Annotated in this window: 10 protein-coding genes; 3 read left to right on the top strand and 7 right to left on the bottom strand. The window is 61.1% G+C overall.

Annotation, left to right across the window (positions count from 1 at the left end; genetic code table 11):
- Positions 1-193: 193 nt before the first annotated feature.
- Complete coding sequence (locus tag Q1X76_RS00655; RefSeq protein ID WP_300717446.1) at positions 194-1054, bottom strand: AraC family transcriptional regulator; 861 nt, start codon at positions 1052-1054, stop codon at positions 194-196.
- Positions 1055-1191: 137 nt separating this feature from the next.
- Here Q1X76_RS00655 and Q1X76_RS00650 point away from each other — a divergent pair, with 137 nt between their 5' ends.
- Positions 1192-1821 carry a nitroreductase family protein gene (locus Q1X76_RS00650; RefSeq protein ID WP_300717445.1) on the top strand — a complete coding sequence of 210 codons (630 nt, stop codon included), beginning with the start codon at positions 1192-1194 and terminating at the stop codon, positions 1819-1821.
- Between the two features lie 353 nt (positions 1822-2174).
- On the opposite strand, the gene glgP is transcribed toward Q1X76_RS00650, so the two are convergent.
- From glgP to Q1X76_RS00620, 6 genes are all read right to left on the bottom strand, one after another.
- Positions 2175-6422, bottom strand: coding sequence for an alpha-glucan family phosphorylase (gene glgP, locus Q1X76_RS00645; protein ID WP_300717444.1), 4248 nt, complete (start codon positions 6420-6422; stop codon positions 2175-2177).
- Positions 6423-6477: 55 nt separating this feature from the next.
- Positions 6478-7671, bottom strand: coding sequence for a glycoside hydrolase family 57 protein (locus Q1X76_RS00640; RefSeq protein WP_300717443.1), 1194 nt, complete (start codon positions 7669-7671; stop codon positions 6478-6480).
- 1 nt (position 7672) lies between these two features.
- On the bottom strand, positions 7673-9136 hold the full coding sequence (locus Q1X76_RS00635) for a glycosyltransferase (protein ID WP_300717442.1): 1464 nt from the start codon (positions 9134-9136) through the stop codon (positions 7673-7675).
- Positions 9136-11184 (bottom strand): amylo-alpha-1,6-glucosidase, encoded by a 2049-nt coding sequence (locus tag Q1X76_RS00630; protein WP_300717441.1) that lies wholly within the window; start codon positions 11182-11184, stop codon positions 9136-9138. Before Q1X76_RS00630 ends, Q1X76_RS00635 begins: the two co-directional genes overlap by 1 nt.
- Positions 11185-11421: 237 nt before the next feature.
- Positions 11422-13518, bottom strand: coding sequence for an HD domain-containing phosphohydrolase (locus Q1X76_RS00625; RefSeq protein WP_300717440.1), 2097 nt, complete (start codon positions 13516-13518; stop codon positions 11422-11424).
- A 3-nt stretch (positions 13519-13521) separates the two neighbouring features.
- Complete coding sequence (locus Q1X76_RS00620) at positions 13522-14007, bottom strand: transglutaminase-like cysteine peptidase (RefSeq protein ID WP_300717439.1); 486 nt, start codon at positions 14005-14007, stop codon at positions 13522-13524.
- Positions 14008-14906: 899 nt separating this feature from the next.
- Here Q1X76_RS00620 and Q1X76_RS00615 point away from each other — a divergent pair.
- Positions 14907-17159: a type I secretion system permease/ATPase gene (locus tag Q1X76_RS00615; RefSeq protein ID WP_300717438.1), complete on the top strand. Its 2253-nt coding sequence runs from the start codon at positions 14907-14909 to the stop codon at positions 17157-17159.
- Positions 17146-18816: an HlyD family type I secretion periplasmic adaptor subunit gene (locus Q1X76_RS00610; RefSeq protein WP_300717437.1), complete on the top strand. Its 1671-nt coding sequence runs from the start codon at positions 17146-17148 to the stop codon at positions 18814-18816. The genes Q1X76_RS00615 and Q1X76_RS00610 overlap by 14 nt, the downstream gene beginning before the upstream one ends.
- The last annotated feature ends 6 nt before the right edge of the window (positions 18817-18822 follow it).

Here is an 18822-nt window from a genome sequence, read left to right as displayed (position 1 = left end):
TGGCCGGTCCTTTGCGTTCCGGGCGTTAGAGGATATCCGGCATACTTTTTGATTTTCCAAAAAAGCGGTAAGTTTTCCTGATGAAACAAACGGACTTTCGTGATGTGCCTATGCGCCTGAGAAACTCCCGGGAAATAGGCAGCTGATTCCTGGGAGCTGATGTTCGTCCTCTCTGTCTGGACAAGGGATATGATTATCCGTGAGTCAGCTGTTCCCTATAGCGCGATGGCGATACCCCCATATGCTGTTTGAATGCACGCACGAAGTGCGGCAGGTCGTTGAAGCCGACCAGGTAGCAGATCTCGGAGATGTGCTTGTCTGAACTTTTCAAAAGTTCACATGCGGTATGTAGGCGGTATTGGCGCACAAACTGTGAAAAGGTCATGCCCTTGCAGCGCTTGAACCAAGAGCAGAATGCACTGCGGTTCATGCCGGCCTCGGCGGCGATATCGTTCAAGGAAATGGGGTGCGTGTAGTGCAGCATCACATAGGTGCAGATCTGCTGCATGCGCTGCACGTCACGTTCGATACGCATCGGCTTGCCGGCAAGGCTATGATCCGCGGCGGTGAACAATTCCGGCAGCAGACGCAGCATCTCGCACAGGCGTTCCAGTTCGTCCGGCACGCGCATGCGCAGCAGTCTGTTGCGCAGCGTCGCAGCACTTTTCGCCATAAAGTGCAGGGCATGAGGAGGGAAGGAAACGTCCCGCAGCCGATTGCGTACTTCGGGGAACATCTCTAGGCAGCGTTCAACAAAACCATGGCTGAAGGCCACCATCAGGTAATGCACATGCCCGTCCGCATCAATGGAATCAGGGGCGAATGCCCAGCGATGGATCATGCCGGGCGGTATCAGGGCCACATCGCCCGCTGTGAAGGTCTGGACCGTATCGCCTGCCGTCCTCTTGCCGTAGCCGCGTATGACGCACAGCAGTTCCCAGGCATCGTGCCGGTGCAGTTTTGCCTCTACGGCAGGGGGAATGCGGACCTCTAAAAAAAAGAAGGAATGATTCGTCGTATCGGGCAGTTCGTAGGGAGTGATCGTTTCGTCCATGGCAATCTGTCCCTGTATTTTTCGCACAGATTATGAATCTGAAACAAGTTTTTGTGACAATAATGCAAGAATTCGACAAAAAATAGGGTATCCTTACTGGAAAAAATGGCAGGCAGCCATCAGTGAGGTACGTTCCCATGGAATTTTACGAAGTTCTGGAAAAGAGGCGCACGATCCGTGATTTTTCCGACCGGGAAGTCAGCGGGGAAGTGCTGAAAAAAGTTTTGAATGCCGCGTTCAAGGCTCCCAGCAATGATCATTTGCGCCAGTTCGAGTTCGTGGTGGTACGCGGCCGCGAGCAGATCGCCCGTCTGATCGCTCCGGTGGCACACAATACGCAACGCCTGCAGCAGGCGAGCCTGGAGGCGTCGGCAGACGGTATGGACATGGATGAGTACGCCATGTTCGTGGATGCCCTGCCCAAGCAGCAGCGCATGCTTCTTCAGAGCAATTGTCTTGTACTGCCTTTTTTCCGGCAGAAGGACTATCCCCTGTGCCAGCCTGCAGACCAGAGTTCATTGAACTACTTTGCCTCTGCCTGGGCTGCACTGGAGAACATCTTGCTTGCGGCGACAGCGGAAGGGCTGGCCTGCGCCTTTCGTATCCCCATCGGCAATGAAGCGGAACATGTGAAACGGCTCGTCAACGCGCCTGCGGGATATGAATTCATCTGCTTCCTGGCCATCGGTTATGCAGCGGAAAATGCACATCGTTGCACGCAGAAAGTCATCCGTGTGGAGGACAGGATCCACCAAGATGTCTGGTGAGCGCAGCACGAACGTATCCTGCGGGATAAGGTCCCCTCTGGAGCAGGGGGAGACTGGCCTCTCTCCACGCTTGAAAAAGCCTGGTTCTGTGTTGTGGGGCACTCCCGCGGGCGCCGGGGCAAGCATGCCGAGGTCATGCCGGCGATTTTCACCGTCTGTACAGGCCAGTCCGCAACACCATAGCTTGCCAGACGGGCGGCGGACGGCTGCTGCACGATAGGAAGGGCAGTGATCCCAAAAGCCTGTCTTGATGCCAGCAGTTCATGTCGGCCAGGTACCTTTTTTACAGGGCATAAAGAAGGGGATGCCGCGGAACGGCATCCCCTTTTGGCAAGGCTCGAATCAGGGCCGGATCATCCCCAAAGGACGAGCCGGGTCTCCAGCGGCGAAGAAAGCCCTTCGGTGTACGGCATGACACGTACGCCGTAGACATGAACGCCGCTGCGGGTGGGGGCATATTCGCAAACAAAGGTCAGAGCGCCGTTGTCGGCTTCTTTTTCCACCTGCATTTCCACCACGTCAGGCGTTTCCGTAAAGTTTGTACCGTCGCCGGGACCGGCCACCAGCTGCACCAGCAGTTCTTCGGTCTTCATATTGCCGGGATGGACGATCACTTCCACATGCAGGGATTGTCCGTCCAGCAGGCTGTCTTCCTTGATGCCTTCGATGCGGATGGTATCCATCTGCACGGAACTGAAGCGGGCACTGACATCCCGCTTCCAGCGTGTGAGGTGGCGAGCCAGCGTGTAGTGGTTGCTGCGCATCTCCTGGTGACTGGTCGCCGCCGGGATGTAGTAGTCCAAGAGGTAGTCAAGCAGCATGCGGTGGGAACTGTACTGGGCGATCAGCGTTTGCATGGCCTTGCGTACCCGCAGCAGCCAGTTATGGGGCAGCTTTTCCGAATCACGTTCAAAGTAGAGCGGGATCACCTTGTCTTCCAGCAGGGAGTACAGGGAGGCCGCATCATCATAGTCGCTCTGTTCGGGACCCAGGGTATCCCGGCTCACGACAGGGCCGATGGTCCAGCCGTTGGTGCCGTTGTAGCCCTCGCACCACCAGCCGTCGGCCACGCTGAGGTTAAGGCCGCCGTTGACGCTGATCTTCTGGCCGCTCGTACCGCAGGCCTCATAGGGGCGGCGCGGGTTGTTGAGCCAGACATCGCAGCCCTGCACCATCAAACGGGAAACAGCCAGGCTGTAGTCTTCGATGAAGAAGATCTTGCCGAAGAAGCGGGGTGACAGGATATGCTGGAAGACCTCGCGGATCAGGCCGATGCCCTGCGTATCCGCAGGGTGGGCCTTGCCGGCAAAGACGAAGATGACAGGCTGCCCCGCTTTCTCCAGGATGCGGGCAAGCCGGTCTACGTCGGCAAACAGCAGGGTGGCGCGCTTGTAGGGCGCAAAGCGGCGGGCGAAGCCGATCACCAGGGTGTCGGGCGTCAGGCGGGCCGTCATCTCCTGCTGCTGCTCATAGGAAATGGCGAATTTCTGGAAAAAGGCGGGCAGCTTGGCGCGGATGAAGTCCAAAAGATGCTTCTTCTGCGCCTGACGCGCCGCCCAAAGGTCCGCATCAGGGATGTCGGCAATGCATGTCCACTGCTGGGCATCGGGCTTCAGTTCCTGCCAGTTCTGTCCCAGGCTCTTTTCCAGCAGGGGGCGCATGGCCGGGCCGGCATAGGACGAGACATGGATACCGTTGGTCACATGGAAGATGGGTATCTCCGTCATGGGGACCCCTTTCCAGCCTTCCTGCCACATGTGGCGGGAGACGATGCCGTGCAGGGCGCTGACGCCATTGGCCTTCATGGAGTATTTGAGGGCCAGCACGGTCATCTCGAAGATATTGCGCTCGCTCCCTTCAAATCGTCCCATATTGACCAGGGTCTGCCAGCTGATGCCCACGGTCTGGATATAGGGCTTGAAATAGGCCTCCATGCTGGCCAGGGAGAAGCGTTCATTGCCCGCATCCACAGGCGTGTGGGTAGTGAAAAGGTTGCTGCTGCGTACCACTTCCGCGGCTTCGGCAAAGGAGAGCCCCCGTTCCTGCATCAACAGGCGGATGCGTTCAAAGATCAGGAAGGCGGAATGCCCTTCGTTCATGTGGTAGGCGGCCGGCCGGATGCCCAAGGCCCGCAGCATGCTCACGCCGCCCATGCCCAGCAGGATCTCCTGCCGCAAACGGATGTCACGATCCGCCTCGTACAGACGGGCCGTGATCTTGCGGTCTTCAGCCGTATTGGACGGGATATCCGTATCCAGCAGAAAGAGCTTGATGCGGCCTACGCGCACCAGCCAGATCTGGGCATGCAGACGGCGTCCCGGCAGCTGAAGGAAGATTTCCCGCGGTTTCCCGTCTTCATCCTTGACCTGCTCCACAGGCAGTACGGAAAAATCATTTTCAGGATAGATGGCGGTCTGGCCGCCGGTCTTGTCGATGACCTGCCGGAAGTAGCCGTTTTTGTACAGCAGGCCCGCAGCCACCAGGGGCAGATTGAGGTCGCTGGCCGATTTCAAGTGATCGCCGGAAAGGACGCCCAGACCGCCCGAGTAGATGGGCAGGCATTCGCTCAGACCGTATTCCGTGGAAAAATAGGCCAGGGGGTGCTGGGGAGTCAGCGGACCGAAGCTCTGGGGCTCTACGGACATGTAGGCATCAAAGGCCTCCATGGTCTTTTTGTACAAACGCAGGTAGGCCTGCTCATGGGCCACGATGATCAGGCGGGCCCGGGTGGCTTTTTCCAGCGTGGCGATGGGGTTGTGGTTGCTGCGCTCCCACTCCTCCTCATTGAGGGCCGAGAACAGATGGTGGCATTCGGGATGCCAGCTCCACCACAGATTATGGGCCAGTTCGCGCAGGCGTCCTATGGCCGGCGGCAAGGAGGTCAGAGCCGTGAAACTGTGCAGGTTGGGCGTGGTGGACATGGTGGCCGCCAGGATGCGGGTCAGGGTCGCGCTGCTGACACCGTGCTGTTCGCTGCGCTGCCGGGCCTTGTCCAGGGCCAGGGTGTAGGCCTGTTCATAATAGGGGAAGAACTGCTCCCAGGAGCAGCTTTCGGCCACACTGCGCACCATCGTGCGGCATTCCTGCATGCCCGCTTCAGGCAGGGTCGCATACTGCAGCAGCACGTCACGCAGGCTGGCGGAACTTTCCTCATAGGAAGTCTGGCGACGGCAGATGATGCTGACGCCCTTCTTTTCCTGCCGGCTGGCGCGTACCCACATGCCGAAACCGGCCAGGTCCGAGGTCACTGTCGGAACGGCATGCGCGGCGCTTTCCTGCGGCGTATAGCCCCAGGGTTCATACCAGGAAGGAAAGACGCCCAGGTCGCAGGCAGCCAGCACTTCGGCATACGGCATGTTCAGGAAGCCGTCATTGCCATCGAGCTGCGCCGGATCGAAGATGACCTGCACATGGTTTTCCGGTCTGTTATCCAGGCCAAGGCGCTGGCAGGCGGTGAGGATGGAGTCGTTGGGCTGGTTATAGACATGGTGACTGCTGATCCAGAAATCTCCCTGACCGGGATGCTTGGCCGGATCGCCGCTCACGGCATCGGCATTGACGCCGCTGTGCCCGCCCATGACGGCACATAGGGCCAGGACATGGGACTGGGACTGGCTCAGGGCATCATTGACCTTGGACAGGGCTTCAAGAAAGATGTCGATGCCCTTGTTGTGGAATTCGTAACGGCCCGAGATGATGAAAATCCGGGTATCCTTGGGCAGATCGCGACGCAGCAGGCGTGCCGCGGCTTCCAGCACTTTTTTTCGTGCATCCTCGACCGGAGCGCGGTCGATGCTGAAATCCGGGATGACACGCATATCCAGACCGTTGAGGGTCAGCACGTCCGGGGTGCGGCCCAGGAAGACCGTCGCTTCATCCGCAGTGATGCGGCTGACTGTGGTGAAACAGTCGGCCTCACGGGCGGAGGCGGTCTCCATGGAGCATTTGGCCGTGATGTTGTAGGCACCGGCTTCATGCTTGGGATTGATCTGGTGCATCTGCTTGTAGATGTCGAAGCCGGATCCGGCCATGGAACGGCCCAGCATGGTGGCATGGGTGGTGAAGACCGTGCCCACATGGGGCGCATTGTTCTTGAGGTAGAGCAGGCCGCCGCCGCACATCCATTCATGGAAGTGGGCCAGGGCCGGGCCGTTTTCGGGGAGCTTCAGCGCTTTGCAGGCCGCTTCGATGACTTCGCCGCAGGCCGTGCTGAACATGACCGGTTCCACATAGTCCCAGCCGCCGGAGATGGAATCCACGCCGTAACTGTTCCACAGCGAGAACAGCAGCTGGCTCTGGTCATAGCGGTCACGGTAGCCGACCAGGATGACTTTGGGTCGACCGGGAATGTTCCAGCGGCCGAAACGGCAGCTCAAATTGCGACGTTCGGTCTCCTGCCGCAGTTCCAGCCAGCAGGGTTCATCGGTTTCTTCAAAGGCAGCGTTGTTGCCCAGGTCGGGGCCCAGGAGAAAATAATTTTCGCCAAAGGCGGCCAGGGCTTCCAGAATCTTGCTGCTGACGACGGCATAAATGCCGCCGACCTTGTTGCAGACCTCCCAGCTGACTTCGAAGAGGGTCGCATTGGACAGATCATGTGGCATGGGGAGTGGACTCCTTGATTCTCCAGAATAACTGATTCGTTTGTTGCCGTGCCGGTCACGCGCGGTGTGCGGACTCCAGCGTCAGGCCAAAGTCGGCCAGCACGTTCATGTAGTTGATATAGGCATCATAGGGCGTGCCGTAGGGATTGAAATAGCTGTGGACGTCACCGTCGGCAAACCATTTGGTGCACATATAGTAAAAATGGTCGGACGTCTGCAGACGACGCCAGGTACGCAGCAGGTCGGCGCTGCCGCTGGCCCGTACCTGTTCCTCCAGGCGGTAGACCGCAGTGATGGCATCCTGCTGCATGTCGTTGCCCAGCCAGGCGGTCAGATCGCGTTCGGCATCCGCCCAGGACATGAAGTTGTGCACATCCAGTTTGGCCACCGGGTGGAAGCGTTCCGCCGCTTCGGTGGGGGTCACGAAGCTGAAGTCAGGCAGGGAGAGCAGGACTTGCGGCAGGGCTTCCATAAACTGGAAGATGCCTGTGGACTCCCACTGATGCTCACCGAAGGTCTCATAGTCCATGAACAGGTTGATGATGTCCCCGGCAGCGCCGGAGGCCTGGGCCCATTGGGCGAATTTGTCGGCCGTCAGGGGAAATTCGGGCCACTCGTGATTGGAGAAGCGGAAGGCGATATCGTCCGAGAGGCGGTAATTCTTGAGCAGCAGGCAAAGGCGTTCGCAGCCGGCAGGCCTGTAGACGAAATTGGGGCTGCGCCAGCCCAGCACATGGTCGGCGCCTTCCGCCAGGATGGCCTTGTAGCCCATTTCCTCGATGGTGCGGGCCAGGGCGTTGTTGTAGATGAGCTCGGTATTGCGGAAGGATGTAGGCCGTACGCCGAACAGCTCCTCGATACGGTCATCGTGCAGCCGGACCTGCTCCTTGAATTCATCGGGAGAATAGAGGAACGACAGCGAGTGGTTGTAGGTCTCCGACAAAAGTTCCACGCAGCCGGTGGACACCAGTTCCCGATAGCTCTGGATGACCTCCGGCGCATAGGTCTCGAACTGATCCAGCGCCGTCCCGGAGATGGAAAAGCTGACTTTGAACAGGCCCTCATGGCGCCGGATGAGTTTGAGCAGCAGATCGTTCATGGGCAGGTAGCACTTGCGTGCCACTTTGAGCATGATGCCGCAGTTGGCGTTTTCGTCCTCGTACCAGGAGTTGGCCCCAATGTCGAAAAACGTATAGTGACGCAGCCTGTAGGGCTGATGTACCTGAAAATAAAAGCAGATAGCGGACATGTCATATCCTCCCCGCAGCAAGCTGGTCATAGATGATGCGCAGCTTCGTGGCGGCGTTTTCCCAGCGGATGTTCTTCAGTTCTTCACGGCAGTTGCGTACTTCCTCGGCGGCCAGCAGAGGGTAGGCGAGCAGCGCGCAGATCTTGTTGGCCATTTCCTTCACGTCCCAGAAGTCCACCTTGATGGCATTGCGCACCACTTCCGCCACGCCGGACTGCCGCGAGATGAGCACGGGCACGTCGTAGGCCATGGCTTCCAGGGGGGCGATGCCAAAGGGTTCGGACACGCTGGGCATGACGTAGAGATCGCTCATGGCGTACATGCGGTCCACTTCGCCATTGCGCAGGAAGCCCGTGAAATGGAAGCGGTCACCGATGCGTAGGTTGGCCACGCGGCGCACCATATTGGGCAGCATGTCGCCGCTGCCCGCCATGATGAAACGCGTATGGGGCAGACGGTCCAGCACCAGCTTGGCGGCTTCCACGAAGTAGTCCGGTCCCTTCTGATAGGTGACGCGGCCCATGAACAGGACCCGTTTTTCATGCAGACAGCGCTCGGGGATGGCGACGTCCTTGTGGATATCGCTGCGCGAAACGGCATTGTGCACCACGGAGATCTTTTCGTCGGGGATGCCGTATTGTTCCATGACCTGTTGCTTGGTGTAATGGCTCACGGCCACGACACGGTCCGCGGCTTCCATGCCCGCTTTTTCGATACCGGCCACGGTGCGGTTGGGATTGTCGCCGCTGCGGTCATGCTCCAGGGCGTGGATATGGGCCACCAGCGGTTTGCTCGTCAGCTTCTTCACCAGCATGCCGGCGGGATACGTCATCCAGTCGTGGACGTGGATCACGTCGAAATCCCGCTGCCGCGCGATGATGGCCGCCGCGCAGGCATAGCGGTAGACCTCGCTCATCAGGTCTTCCCCGTAGCCGCCGTGCAGGGTCAGCGTCTCGCACTGTTCCTGATCTTCCGTGAGCTCGCGCAGGCAGTGCTCATATTCCGGCCCTTCCTGCTGCAGCACTGTGCGCAGGGTCGGATCGGCCAGGCGTTTGCTGGAGAGCAGCCGCTGCAGCTCCCGGTGTTCGCGAAGATAGCTTTCGCTGTTCAGATAGGGACGCAAGGGCGAGTCGACATATTCCAGATGCAGCTTCTCGCGCCAGATCTCATCGATCTCCTTGCGAAATCCGGAGACCGTTTCCGTGTACTGCCGCTGGTGCCAGTGTTCGCGCACGTCATCCTCATAGTGGATACGGGACGTGCTGGTGCGCACCCTGGTCCCCGACGCGGAAAGCATGGTCAGGCCGTCCTGCAGATGGACAGGCCGTTCGCTCTCGGCCCGCGGCAGGACAAAGAAGATCTCGGTGCCTTTCTTGGCCAGTGCTGTAGCCATGCCCTGGCAAGCTGTTCCCAGCCCGCCGCTTTTGAAGGGAGGAAATTCCCAGCCGAACATGAGGACGCGCATTACCTGCCTCCTTGCAGCAGGGCAGCTTCCCACTGCACATAGACCTGGGGGGCAACTTTTTCCAGTTTTTTCAGTAGCCGCAGGCATTCCGCCACACTCCAGGCCTGGGCGATGCAACCATTGGGCAGATGGGGCGGATCACCGTCGAAGATCTCGGAGATGGAGCCGATGCCGGCGCCGCCCAGATGGCTGCCGAACAGGGGCGTCAGGGTCTGCAGCAGGCCATATGCCGCCCCCTGTTCATCCCAGGCCGCCCGCAGCAGGGCGTCCCCGTAGGCGCCCAGCAACCAAGGCCAGACGGTGCCCTGATGATAGGCCCGGTCGCGTGCTTCGGGGCCGCCTTCGTACAGGGAGCAGTAATCGCTGGCGCTGGGGGCCAGGGTACGTAGCCCGCATGAGGTCAGCAGGCACTGGCGCACACGCGAGACCACGGCGGCAAAGTTGTCTTCCTCCAGGATGGGGAAGGGCAGGGAGACGGCAAAAAGCTGGTTGGGGCGCACGCGTATGTCCCGCTCGCCATCGCGCCAGACATCCGCCAGATAGTCGCCCCGGTACTCTGTGACCCAGTGCCGGTGGACAAAGACGGTGCGCATGCGGTCCCGCTGGTCGACACTGTTCTGCCACTGGGGCTCGTCGAAAGATTTGGCAAGCTGGTCCGCAAAGGCCAGGGCATTGTACCACAGGGCACTGATTTCCACCGGCTGGCCGTGGCGCGGCGTGACGGGCTGGCCGTTGACGACGGCATCCATCCAGGTGAGCTGGGTGTGTTCGTCCCCCACATTGAGGAAGCCTTCCACATCCGGGCGCACGAAGGGCACCTCTCCGCTGCCATAGGCGCGGATGATCTCCCGGATGGCAGGCCAGCAGTGTTCCTTCACGAAAGCCAGCCGGTCGGGAGCCGCCTGGAGCAGCATCTGCACGGCCCAGACATACCAGAGGGACGCATCCACGGAATTGTAGGCATGCTTCCCGTCAGCGGAAAAGACATTGGGGATGAGTCCGTCGCGCATGGCGGCGCTGGTCCGGCCAAGGATCTCTTCCCCCAGGGTCTGGCGACCGGCGAAGAAGGTCAGGCCGGGCAGGGCGATCATGGTATCGCGCCCCCAGGAGCCGAACCAGTGATAGCCGGCCACGATGCTGTCGGCGGTGGTGCTGCCGCTGCCGGGCGTGCTCGTCAAAAAACGCTGGCCTTCGCGGGCCAGATGCTTTTGCAGGGTATCGGCCGCGGCTTCTTCCTCCAGACGCCGCCGGCTCTCCGCCTGCCACAGGCTGTCAAATTCGTGACGGTTGTGTTCTTTTTGCAGGCTTTCCGTGGACACGGTGAGATAGACGGCATGTCCGGGGGCAAGATCCACCTCGAAAACGCCGGGCATGAACAGGTCTTCCTGGAAAGCAAAGCCGCGCTCCTGTTCCACGAGGTACTCGACATTATAATACCAGTCAGGCGCTGCCTGCCAGGTGAAGGGACTGTCCAGCTGCAGGAAGAGCGCGGGGAGCTGTGCATCCGGCCGGACGGAGATACCGAACAGGGTCGGCGATGCGGTCTTGTCCATATCCTCATGGGCCCGGACGACGGAATGCATGTTGCGGCAGGCCAGCAAGGGCTTGATGCGCAGACGCAGGGGCGGTGTCTCGGGGCTGGCGATGCTGGCCTTGTAGCGTATCAGCAGCACATGGCGCCCCGGCAGCAGCATGAGCTCGCGCGTCAGGGTGACGTCGCCGAAGCGATAGCGGAAGGTGGGCCAGAGGCCCACGGACGCCGCCTGCATGTATTCATGTCCGCGCGGGAAATAGAGGCCCGGATGCTTGCGGCAGGAGAAATAGAACTCCCTTCCCGCCATGAGCAGGGATTCTTCAAGCGTGGAGAGCAGTACATGGCGTCCTGCGGGCTTGTCCAGCTCTGCAACGAACAGGCCGTGATATTTGCGCGTATTGCAGCACACCAGCGAACTGGAGGCATAGTCCCCCAGGCCGTTCGTTTCCAGCCACTCCTTGCGGAGGGCCTTGCGCAGGTTCTGGCAGGAAGGACGGTCAAACTGGAACTTCATATATTCTCCTCGATCGGGAAAGATGAACATATCCGCGGAGACCGTAGAGGATGAGGGCCGCTGCATCCGCGAAAGCTGCAGGGCGGGCAAGGCAGAACCGGCGTCTTTTTTGCGCTGACGGCCGATCCGGGTTTGAGGTAAATATACGCCAGTTGTGGCGGGGATGTCAAAAAGCGAACCTCCCCTGGCGAGAAATACCGGGGCACATGCGCTGCTGCCACAGGGGGGTACGATATGTCATCTTGTGGCACACGACCTATTCGGACGGGGCGTGTCATCGTCACCGGACAGCGCCGCCTCCAGGTCGGTTTCGGGGATCGAGCGCAAGCTGCGGACGATATCGGGATCGAAGGCACTGCTGGCCGTCAGGATATCCAGCGCCCTGGCAATGGGCATGCCCGGCCGGTACGCCCTGTCGCTGACCATGGAGCAGAAGGCGTTGACGATGGACAGCAGCCGCGCATGGGGATTGATCTGTTCCCCCCTCAGGGCACGGGGACCGCTGCCGTCGAATTTTTCGTTCATGTCATGCAGGATCTCGGGGACAGGCAGACCGAAGTTGATCCCTTCCAGCACGCGGAAGGCATATTCCGAGGAGCGCAGCACGGCCTGCTGTTCCTCGGCGGTGAGCTTGCCGCTTTTGCGCAGCAGATGATGCGGCACAAAGATCTTGCCGATCTGCGAGAGCTGGGAAGCCATGCGCAGGCTGGTGACGGCAGTGTTGTCCAGCGCCATGTGCCGGGCCAGCAGTTCAGCCACATGGCGCATTTTCCGGGTATGGCCCACCAGATTGGGGTCCACATTTTCCACGGCGCGCACCAGGGCCTCCATGAGGTTGCGCTGGCGTTCCTGTGCCTGGCGCGCCTGCCGGCGGAAGCGGGTGATATCCTTGAATATGGCAACGACAGCCGTATCCTTTGCCGCACTCTGCTCCTGAGTGTCCAGAAAAACGTAGAGCGAGACGCGGTAGAGGTGTTCCTTGCCGTCTGTGCCGGGCAGGGCCAGCTCCACGCCGTCAAAGGAAGGATCCTTGATCTTGCATTCGATCCCTTCCTGCAGTTTGCGGGCGGCCTCTTCGGGAAAGAGTTCTTGCGGCGTCCTGCCGGTCAGTTCCGACTGCGGCGTGGCGCCGCAGATGCGGGAAAATTCGGGATTGAAGATGCGTACCCCCTCGGCAGCGCTGAAGAGGACGAGGCCCAACCGCATGGAGTCATTGATGCTGTCCAGGACCTGCTTCTGGCCGCGGATGATGGTGTACAATGTCTTGAAATAGGCGGCCGAAGCCCGGTGGGCACGGCCGACGAGGCAGGAGAGGCCGAAGGCCAGCAGCAGGCCCACACCCAGGCTGACCGACAGGCCGATGCCATAAATCTGTAATGATTTTTGCCGGAGTTCCTGATCGATGGGGGCGGCGGGCAGGGCCGCCACCAGCATGAGCGTGCTGGGCAGGGGCGAGATGTGGCCCAGCGAATAGACGGCTGTGTCGCCGTCCATGGCGGGGCGCTTCTTGAAATCCAGGGAATGGGCGTCGTCCATGTCCGTGCGGAGGGGCAGCTGGAGCAGCCCGTCGTCCTGCAGCAGGAGGACGCTGCTCCGGCCGGGGGAGAGGTCCACTAGCTCAAGCTGGCATGCCTCATCCTGCAGGACGCTCCGCAGGGCCTTGTCCATGGTGAAGCACAGCAGCAGGCAGCCGACGACGCGGGGCTTGTCACTGCCGCTGATCTCGAACAGGGGAGCGCCCGCCTGCAGGGCAAAGTGACCGTCATGCGAGTGGATGGCGCCAAAGGAAAGCGTCCGGGATGTCATGGCCTGAGCGGCCAGACGGGCATCTTCATGGCCGTCGCCGGCATGGGTGGTGCTGTCCACGATCTTGCGCCCGTCAGGCAGGAAGATGCGGATGCGCTCGACATCATTGTGCGCGGTGATGTCGGCCAGCAGCCGCTGCATGTACTCCCGCTGATCCAGCAGGGACTGCTGGTCGGGGTCCGGTTCCGGGCCGTCCGGCGCGGGAGAGCTGCCCAGCAGGGCGGGCGGCAATCGGGCCATATCGGCGGCGAACAGACGGATGCTTTCGGAGTGGGCCAGCGTATTGGTCTGTTCCAGCATCTGCCGTCGCCAGTTCTGCAGTCGTATCTGCATGGTGTCGATCCTGGAGAGCAGGAAACGGTTTTTGTCCGCCAGGATCTCCTGGGTCGCCCTGTCGGCCTGCAGGGAACACAGGGCACAGGAAAGCAGCAGGACCAGCACGAAGAGGACAAAGCTGAGACTGATGCCCAGACGCTTGCTTATGACGGGATGCGGCTCGGCAGGAAGGGCAGGAGATGGGATGGACATGGGCTACTCGTTTGTTTTTTTGCCTTTCATGTGGGCCCAGCGTGCGTTCTCGTTGAAGGAAAACTGCGGGACGTAGTGTCGCAGGCGTCCCTGGGGCAGGATGGCGTTACTGATGTTGTCCAGAATGACGATGTCGTTGTCCAGATAGACAGCCAGTACGGCATGGGAAAGACGGCGCAGGGTGTCCCGCAGGACGACGATGCGCAATTTGTCCGTCTCCATGCCCAGCTCCTTGAGCGTGAAATATTTGGTGATGGCGTAGTCTTCGCAATCGCCTGATTTTTTAAGAAAGAGATTCGGCCAGACCCAGTAGTCGGCCTTGCCCCAGTTGGCCATGTCCTCGCGATAGGGAAAGCGGTTCCAGAAGGAATTGACATAGCGCAAGAGTTCCATGCCCTGCTTGCCTTTGGCGCCCTGCCTGAAAGTATCCCAGGTGGCCGTGCGGGTGAACACCTTGCCTTCGCGAAAGATGGGTTCCAGTTCGTTCATGCGGCGGACTTCCGCCCAGGCGGGCAGGCTGTCGAGCGGCCGGCGGAACTCCACTGTGCCGAACAGGGCTGGGCCGTCCGCCAGGGCCGGCAACGGGCAGAGGAGCACAGCCAGGCACAGGGCAAGCGCGCAGACTGCCGCTCGCAGGTACGGATGCGGGCTTTTGACCGGGAGCCCGCGAGGCTGGCGCCCCGTAGGGGGGGCAGGGCTGGGACATGCAGGAGACATGACGACCGCCGGGAAAGTGATGATCGGAGCCAACAGCATACCCCGGTCCTCGTGCATTGTCGAGGTTCCAGACGCCGGGCGGACGTCTACGCAGGTGCGCAGCTTTTGCGCGGAGCCTGCCTGGAGGGCTGCCCGGCAGCGTCGCCCTGATGAAAAGACGATGGGGAAAGAGCGGAATGATGTTGTTCTCAACGGGGCGGGAAGTGGCCCGGTGGTCCCCGCCCTGTGGACCTTGAGCGGAGGCTGGCGTTCTCTGGTTGCCGAAAGTGTCGCGACAGCCCCGCTGGAGACAGCTCCTTCTTTGGACGAAGAAGTTGCCGAGCCCGGCAAAAGATGCTTATATGGAGTCCTCCATGAATCATGTCGCACAGCGCGCTTCGACGATTGAGTTGATCTGCGGCCGCGCATGGCCGTGCCGGCAGAAGCGGTCGGGGCCGGTCCCCGGGAAGCCGCCCCCTCAGGTGGTGGGCTTGGATCGTGCCGCTTCATAGGGTGGAAGACATCGGCGGGACATCGTTCCTTGCCCGCAGGCGGACAGCCTCGCGGGAGAGGGCGTCGATGGCGATCGTGTCTTGCCGTTCCATCGTCCCCTGCAGCGCGCTTATCAAGGATACTGTATGTCGGAAAACGGATCTGGGGCCCAGAGAGGTCCGGAAATGGCGGCCGGAGGCTTGCGTCCCTCTGATGTCGATTTCATGCCGCCGCTGTTGTGCAGCCTGTCGACACTATGCCGCCTGCGTGGCAAGGCGCTTTCACCGCAATTCCTGCTTGCCGGCCTTTCGGGCAGCACGGTCTCGGCGCAGGCCTGCCTGCGCGTGGCCCGTAAGGCGGGCCTGACGGGCAGCGTCCTGTATCGGCCCCGTCTGGCCGATCTCTCCAACCTGACATTGCCCTGCATCCTGCTCCTGTCCGGGAATCGCAGCTGCGTGCTGACACGCCTGGAGCGGGGAGGGCAGAGCACCGCGGAGCAGACTGACGCGGACGAGAGTGGGGAACAGGCCCGGGCCGAGGTCATTTTCCCGGAAACGGAGAGTACCAGCCAGCTGGTGCCTCTGGAGGAGTTGCAGGAGGAGTACAGCGGCTATGCTCTGTATGTGGCGGTTCCCGGCCGTCCGCAGGAGCATGTGGAAAAATTGCGTCTGGTCAGGGGCAAACGCTGGTTCTGGGACGTGCTGCGCTATTACGCGCCCATTTACCGGCATGTGGCGCTGGCCAGCGTCATCATCAACCTTATCGCCCTGGCCAGTCCCCTGTTCGTCATGAACGTCTATGACCGGGTCGTGCCCAACAATGCCATCGAAACATTGTGGGTCCTCGCCTCCGGTATCGTCATCATCTATCTGTTCGATTTTCTGCTGCGCGCCTTGCGGACGCATTTCGTGGACGTGGCAGGCCGCAATGCGGATATCGTGCTTTCCAGCAATCTGGTGGACAAAGTCCTGACCATGCGGCTGGAGAGCAAGCCGGAGTCCACCGGGTCTCTTGTCAATAATTTGCGTGAATTCGAGCAGTTACGAGAATTTTTCAGTTCCTCGTCCCTGCTGGCCTGCATCGATGTCCCCTTCCTGGTCATCTTCCTGCTGCTGATCTCCTTCATCGCGGGGCCGCTGGTCTTCCTGCCTCTGGCGGCCATGCCCATCCTCATCGGACTGGGGCTGTTCTTGCAGACGGCGGCGCGGCGCTGCGCCGAGCAGAGCTACAAGCAGAACATGCAGAAGAACGCCCTGCTGGTGGAGATGGTCAACGGGCTGGAGACCATCAAGGCATGCCAGGCCGAGAGCCGGATGCAGCGCCTGTGGGAAGCCGTAGTGGGGCTTTCCGCCAAATCCACGGCAGAGGCGCGCCGCTACAGCAGCCTGGCGGTGACGGCCTCCACGCTGGTGACCCATCTGGTCACCGTGAGCATGGTCATCTGGGGCGTCTACCGGATTTCGGAAGGTCTGATGACCATGGGGGCCCTCATCGGCTGCAACATCCTGGTGGGACGGACCATGGCTCCCCTGATGCAGCTGGCGGCCCTGCTGACCCGCCTGCAGAATTCGCGCGTCGCCCTGCAGGCCTTGGACCTGCTCATGGAGCTGCCGTCTGAGAACCAGTCGGAGCGCTCCTGCATGGATTTCGGCGAGCTGCAGCCTTCCTTCACTGTGGAGAACGTCTCCTTTGCCTATCCCAATTCCATGAGCCTCGCCCTGGAGGACGTGAGCCTGCGCATCAATCCCGGGGACCGCATCGGCATCATCGGGGCCATGGGCTCGGGGAAAAGTACCTTGGCCAAGCTGCTGACGGGTTTTTATCAGCCGCAGAAAGGCAGCGTCAAATTCGGGGATGTGGATCTGCGGCAGCTGCCGACGACGGAGCTGCGCGGTCGTATCGGGGTCCTGCCGCAGGATGTGATCCTGTTTTACGGCAGTATCCGCGAGAACATCGTCCTGGGCGATCCCACCATCAACGACCATCTGGTGTTCCGTGCGGCGGCCCTTGCCGGGGTGACGGACTTCGTCCGCAACAATCCCGCGGGCTTTGCCGCCCAGGTCGGCGAGCAGGGCAAGGCCCTTTCCGGCGGCCAACGACAGGCGGTGGCCCTGGCCCGCGCTCTGGTGCGTGATCCGGAGGTGCTGATCCTGGACGAACCGACCAGCAATATGGACACGGATTCCGAGCAGCGCTTGCAGCAGCGTCTGGCGGCTGTTTCCCAGGGCAGGACCCTGATCCTCGTGACCCACCGCCTGAGCATGCTGCGCATGGTGGACAAGCTGGCCGTCATGGACAACGGCAGGTTGCGCATGTTCGGCCCGCGCGATGCCATCCTGAAGCGTTTACGCGACAGTGCCAGCGCCGCGGCGGCCAGGACCTCCGGCGCCGCCAGAGGCAAGGACGCTTCCCGGCCCGCAGCCGCAGAGGAGGGAAAAGATGGACGAGCGTAAGCCTGATTCCGTGCCGCAGGATGAAAAGCGGCCGCAAGCCGCTCCGCTGGGCGACATTTTTGCCGCACTGCCGCCGGAGACGCCGCCATCCCCGCGGAAAGCATCCCTGCTCGCCAGGCTCTGGTGGCTGTTGCGCCTGATCTTCGTGGGCGATGCCGAGCGGGAGCAGCAGCCACGGACCGGTGTGGCGGAGTGTTTGCGCGAGCATTTCAGCCAGGCTTCGGCTGCCGCGGGCAAACAGCAGCCCATGACGCGCAAGGAACTGTTCGCCGCTCTGGATGCGCCCCTGAACGGCCTGATGCTGGATGACATCAATTATGCCAGCGAAGTGGACGCGGCCCTTTCGCGCCGTCCTTCCTTCACGGCCCGCGCGCTGTCCGTTTCCGTGGCCCTGCTGCTGATGGTGCTGATCATCTGGGCGGCCTGGGCCCCCATCGACGAAGTGACCCATGCCGATGGCTCCGTGGTGGGCTCCCGGCGTACCCAGTCCGTCTCCAATCTGGAAGGCGGCATCCTGCAGGCCATCCTCGTCCGGGAAGGCGAGATCGTGGAAAAAGGGCAGACCGTGGCTCAGCTGGAAAACGTCATGGCGGAAAGTTCCTACCGGGATGCGCGCTACAAGCTGGTGGAACATCATCTGGCCATCATGCGCCTGGAGGCCATGTTGCGGGACGAGACGCCGGAATTCCCCACGGACCTGCCTGCCTTTTTGACGGAGATCCTGGGGGAAGAGCCGGACGCCGTCCTGGTGGAACGCAGCCGTCAGATCGTCGATGACCAGCTGAATACCTGGAAGGCGCAAAGTTCAAAGCTGCGGGCGGAACTTTCCATGCTGGAGGCCCAGTATGCCCAGCGCCAGAGCGAAGTGGCGGAGCAGCTGGCACGCAAGAAACAGCTGGACGGCAGCCTGGTGCTGGAGACCGAACAGAGGGATACGGCCAAGCGCCTGGTACAGCGCAACAACTATTCCCGCATGGATTATCTGGGGCTGGAACAGAAGGTCATCCAGACCCAGGGCGAGATCGACATGCTGGCCGCCGCCATCCCCAAGACCCAGGCCATGATGGATGAAGCCAGGCAACGTATCGGCAGCCGCGTGGCCGAGGAGCAGCTGACCATCAGTCAGGAGATCAATAAACGCCGTACGGAGCTGGGCTCCGTGCGGGAGTCCCTGACGGCCGGTGGCGACCGCGTGACCCGGACCGAGGTCCGCAGCCCCGTGCGAGGCAGTGTCAAGCAGATCCTGGTCAATACGGTGGGCGGTGTGGTCAAGCCGGGCGAGGCCATCATGGATATCGTCCCCATGGATGAGACCCTGCTGGTGGAGGTGCGCGTCCGCCCGCAGGACGTCGCCTTCCTGCGGCCCGGGCAGGACGTGATGATCAAGGTATCGGCCTATGACTTTTCCATCTACGGCGGTCTGCCGGGCAAGCTGGAGTCCATCAGCGCGGATACCATCGAAGACAAGAAGGGCGATTTTTATTATCTCGTCAAAGTCCGTACCACCGAGACGGCCATCCGCCACAATAACGAAGTCCTGCCCATCATCCCGGGCATGATCGTGGTGGCGGACATCATCATCGGCAAGAAAACGGTACTCGATTATATCCTCAAACCTGTGATGAAAGCCAAGCAGAACGCGCTCACCGAGCGTTGATCCCTG

Source organism: uncultured Desulfovibrio sp. (assembly GCF_949282365.1).
GTDB lineage: Bacteria > Desulfobacterota > Desulfovibrionia > Desulfovibrionales > Desulfovibrionaceae > Desulfovibrio.
The sequence above is the reverse complement of the archived record's forward strand: the minus strand, read 5'-3'. Positions and strand labels throughout refer to the sequence as shown.

Coding starts and splice junctions, on each gene's coding strand:
- Q1X76_RS00635 (WP_300717442.1), bottom strand. CDS start 9,136: ATGCGCGTCCTCATGTTCGGCTGGGAATTTCCTCCCTTCAAAAGCGGC.
- Q1X76_RS00630 (WP_300717441.1), bottom strand. CDS start 11,184: ATGAAGTTCCAGTTTGACCGTCCTTCCTGCCAGAACCTGCGCAAGGCC.
- Q1X76_RS00640 (WP_300717443.1), bottom strand. CDS start 7,671: ATGTCCGCTATCTGCTTTTATTTTCAGGTACATCAGCCCTACAGGCTG.
- Q1X76_RS00650 (WP_300717445.1), top strand. CDS start 1,192: ATGGAATTTTACGAAGTTCTGGAAAAGAGGCGCACGATCCGTGATTTT.
- Q1X76_RS00610 (WP_300717437.1), top strand. CDS start 17,146: ATGGACGAGCGTAAGCCTGATTCCGTGCCGCAGGATGAAAAGCGGCCG.
- Q1X76_RS00655 (WP_300717446.1), bottom strand. CDS start 1,054: ATGGACGAAACGATCACTCCCTACGAACTGCCCGATACGACGAATCAT.
- Q1X76_RS00620 (WP_300717439.1), bottom strand. CDS start 14,007: ATGAACGAACTGGAACCCATCTTTCGCGAAGGCAAGGTGTTCACCCGC.
- glgP (WP_300717444.1), bottom strand. CDS start 6,422: ATGCCACATGATCTGTCCAATGCGACCCTCTTCGAAGTCAGCTGGGAG.
- Q1X76_RS00625 (WP_300717440.1), bottom strand. CDS start 13,518: ATGTCCATCCCATCTCCTGCCCTTCCTGCCGAGCCGCATCCCGTCATA.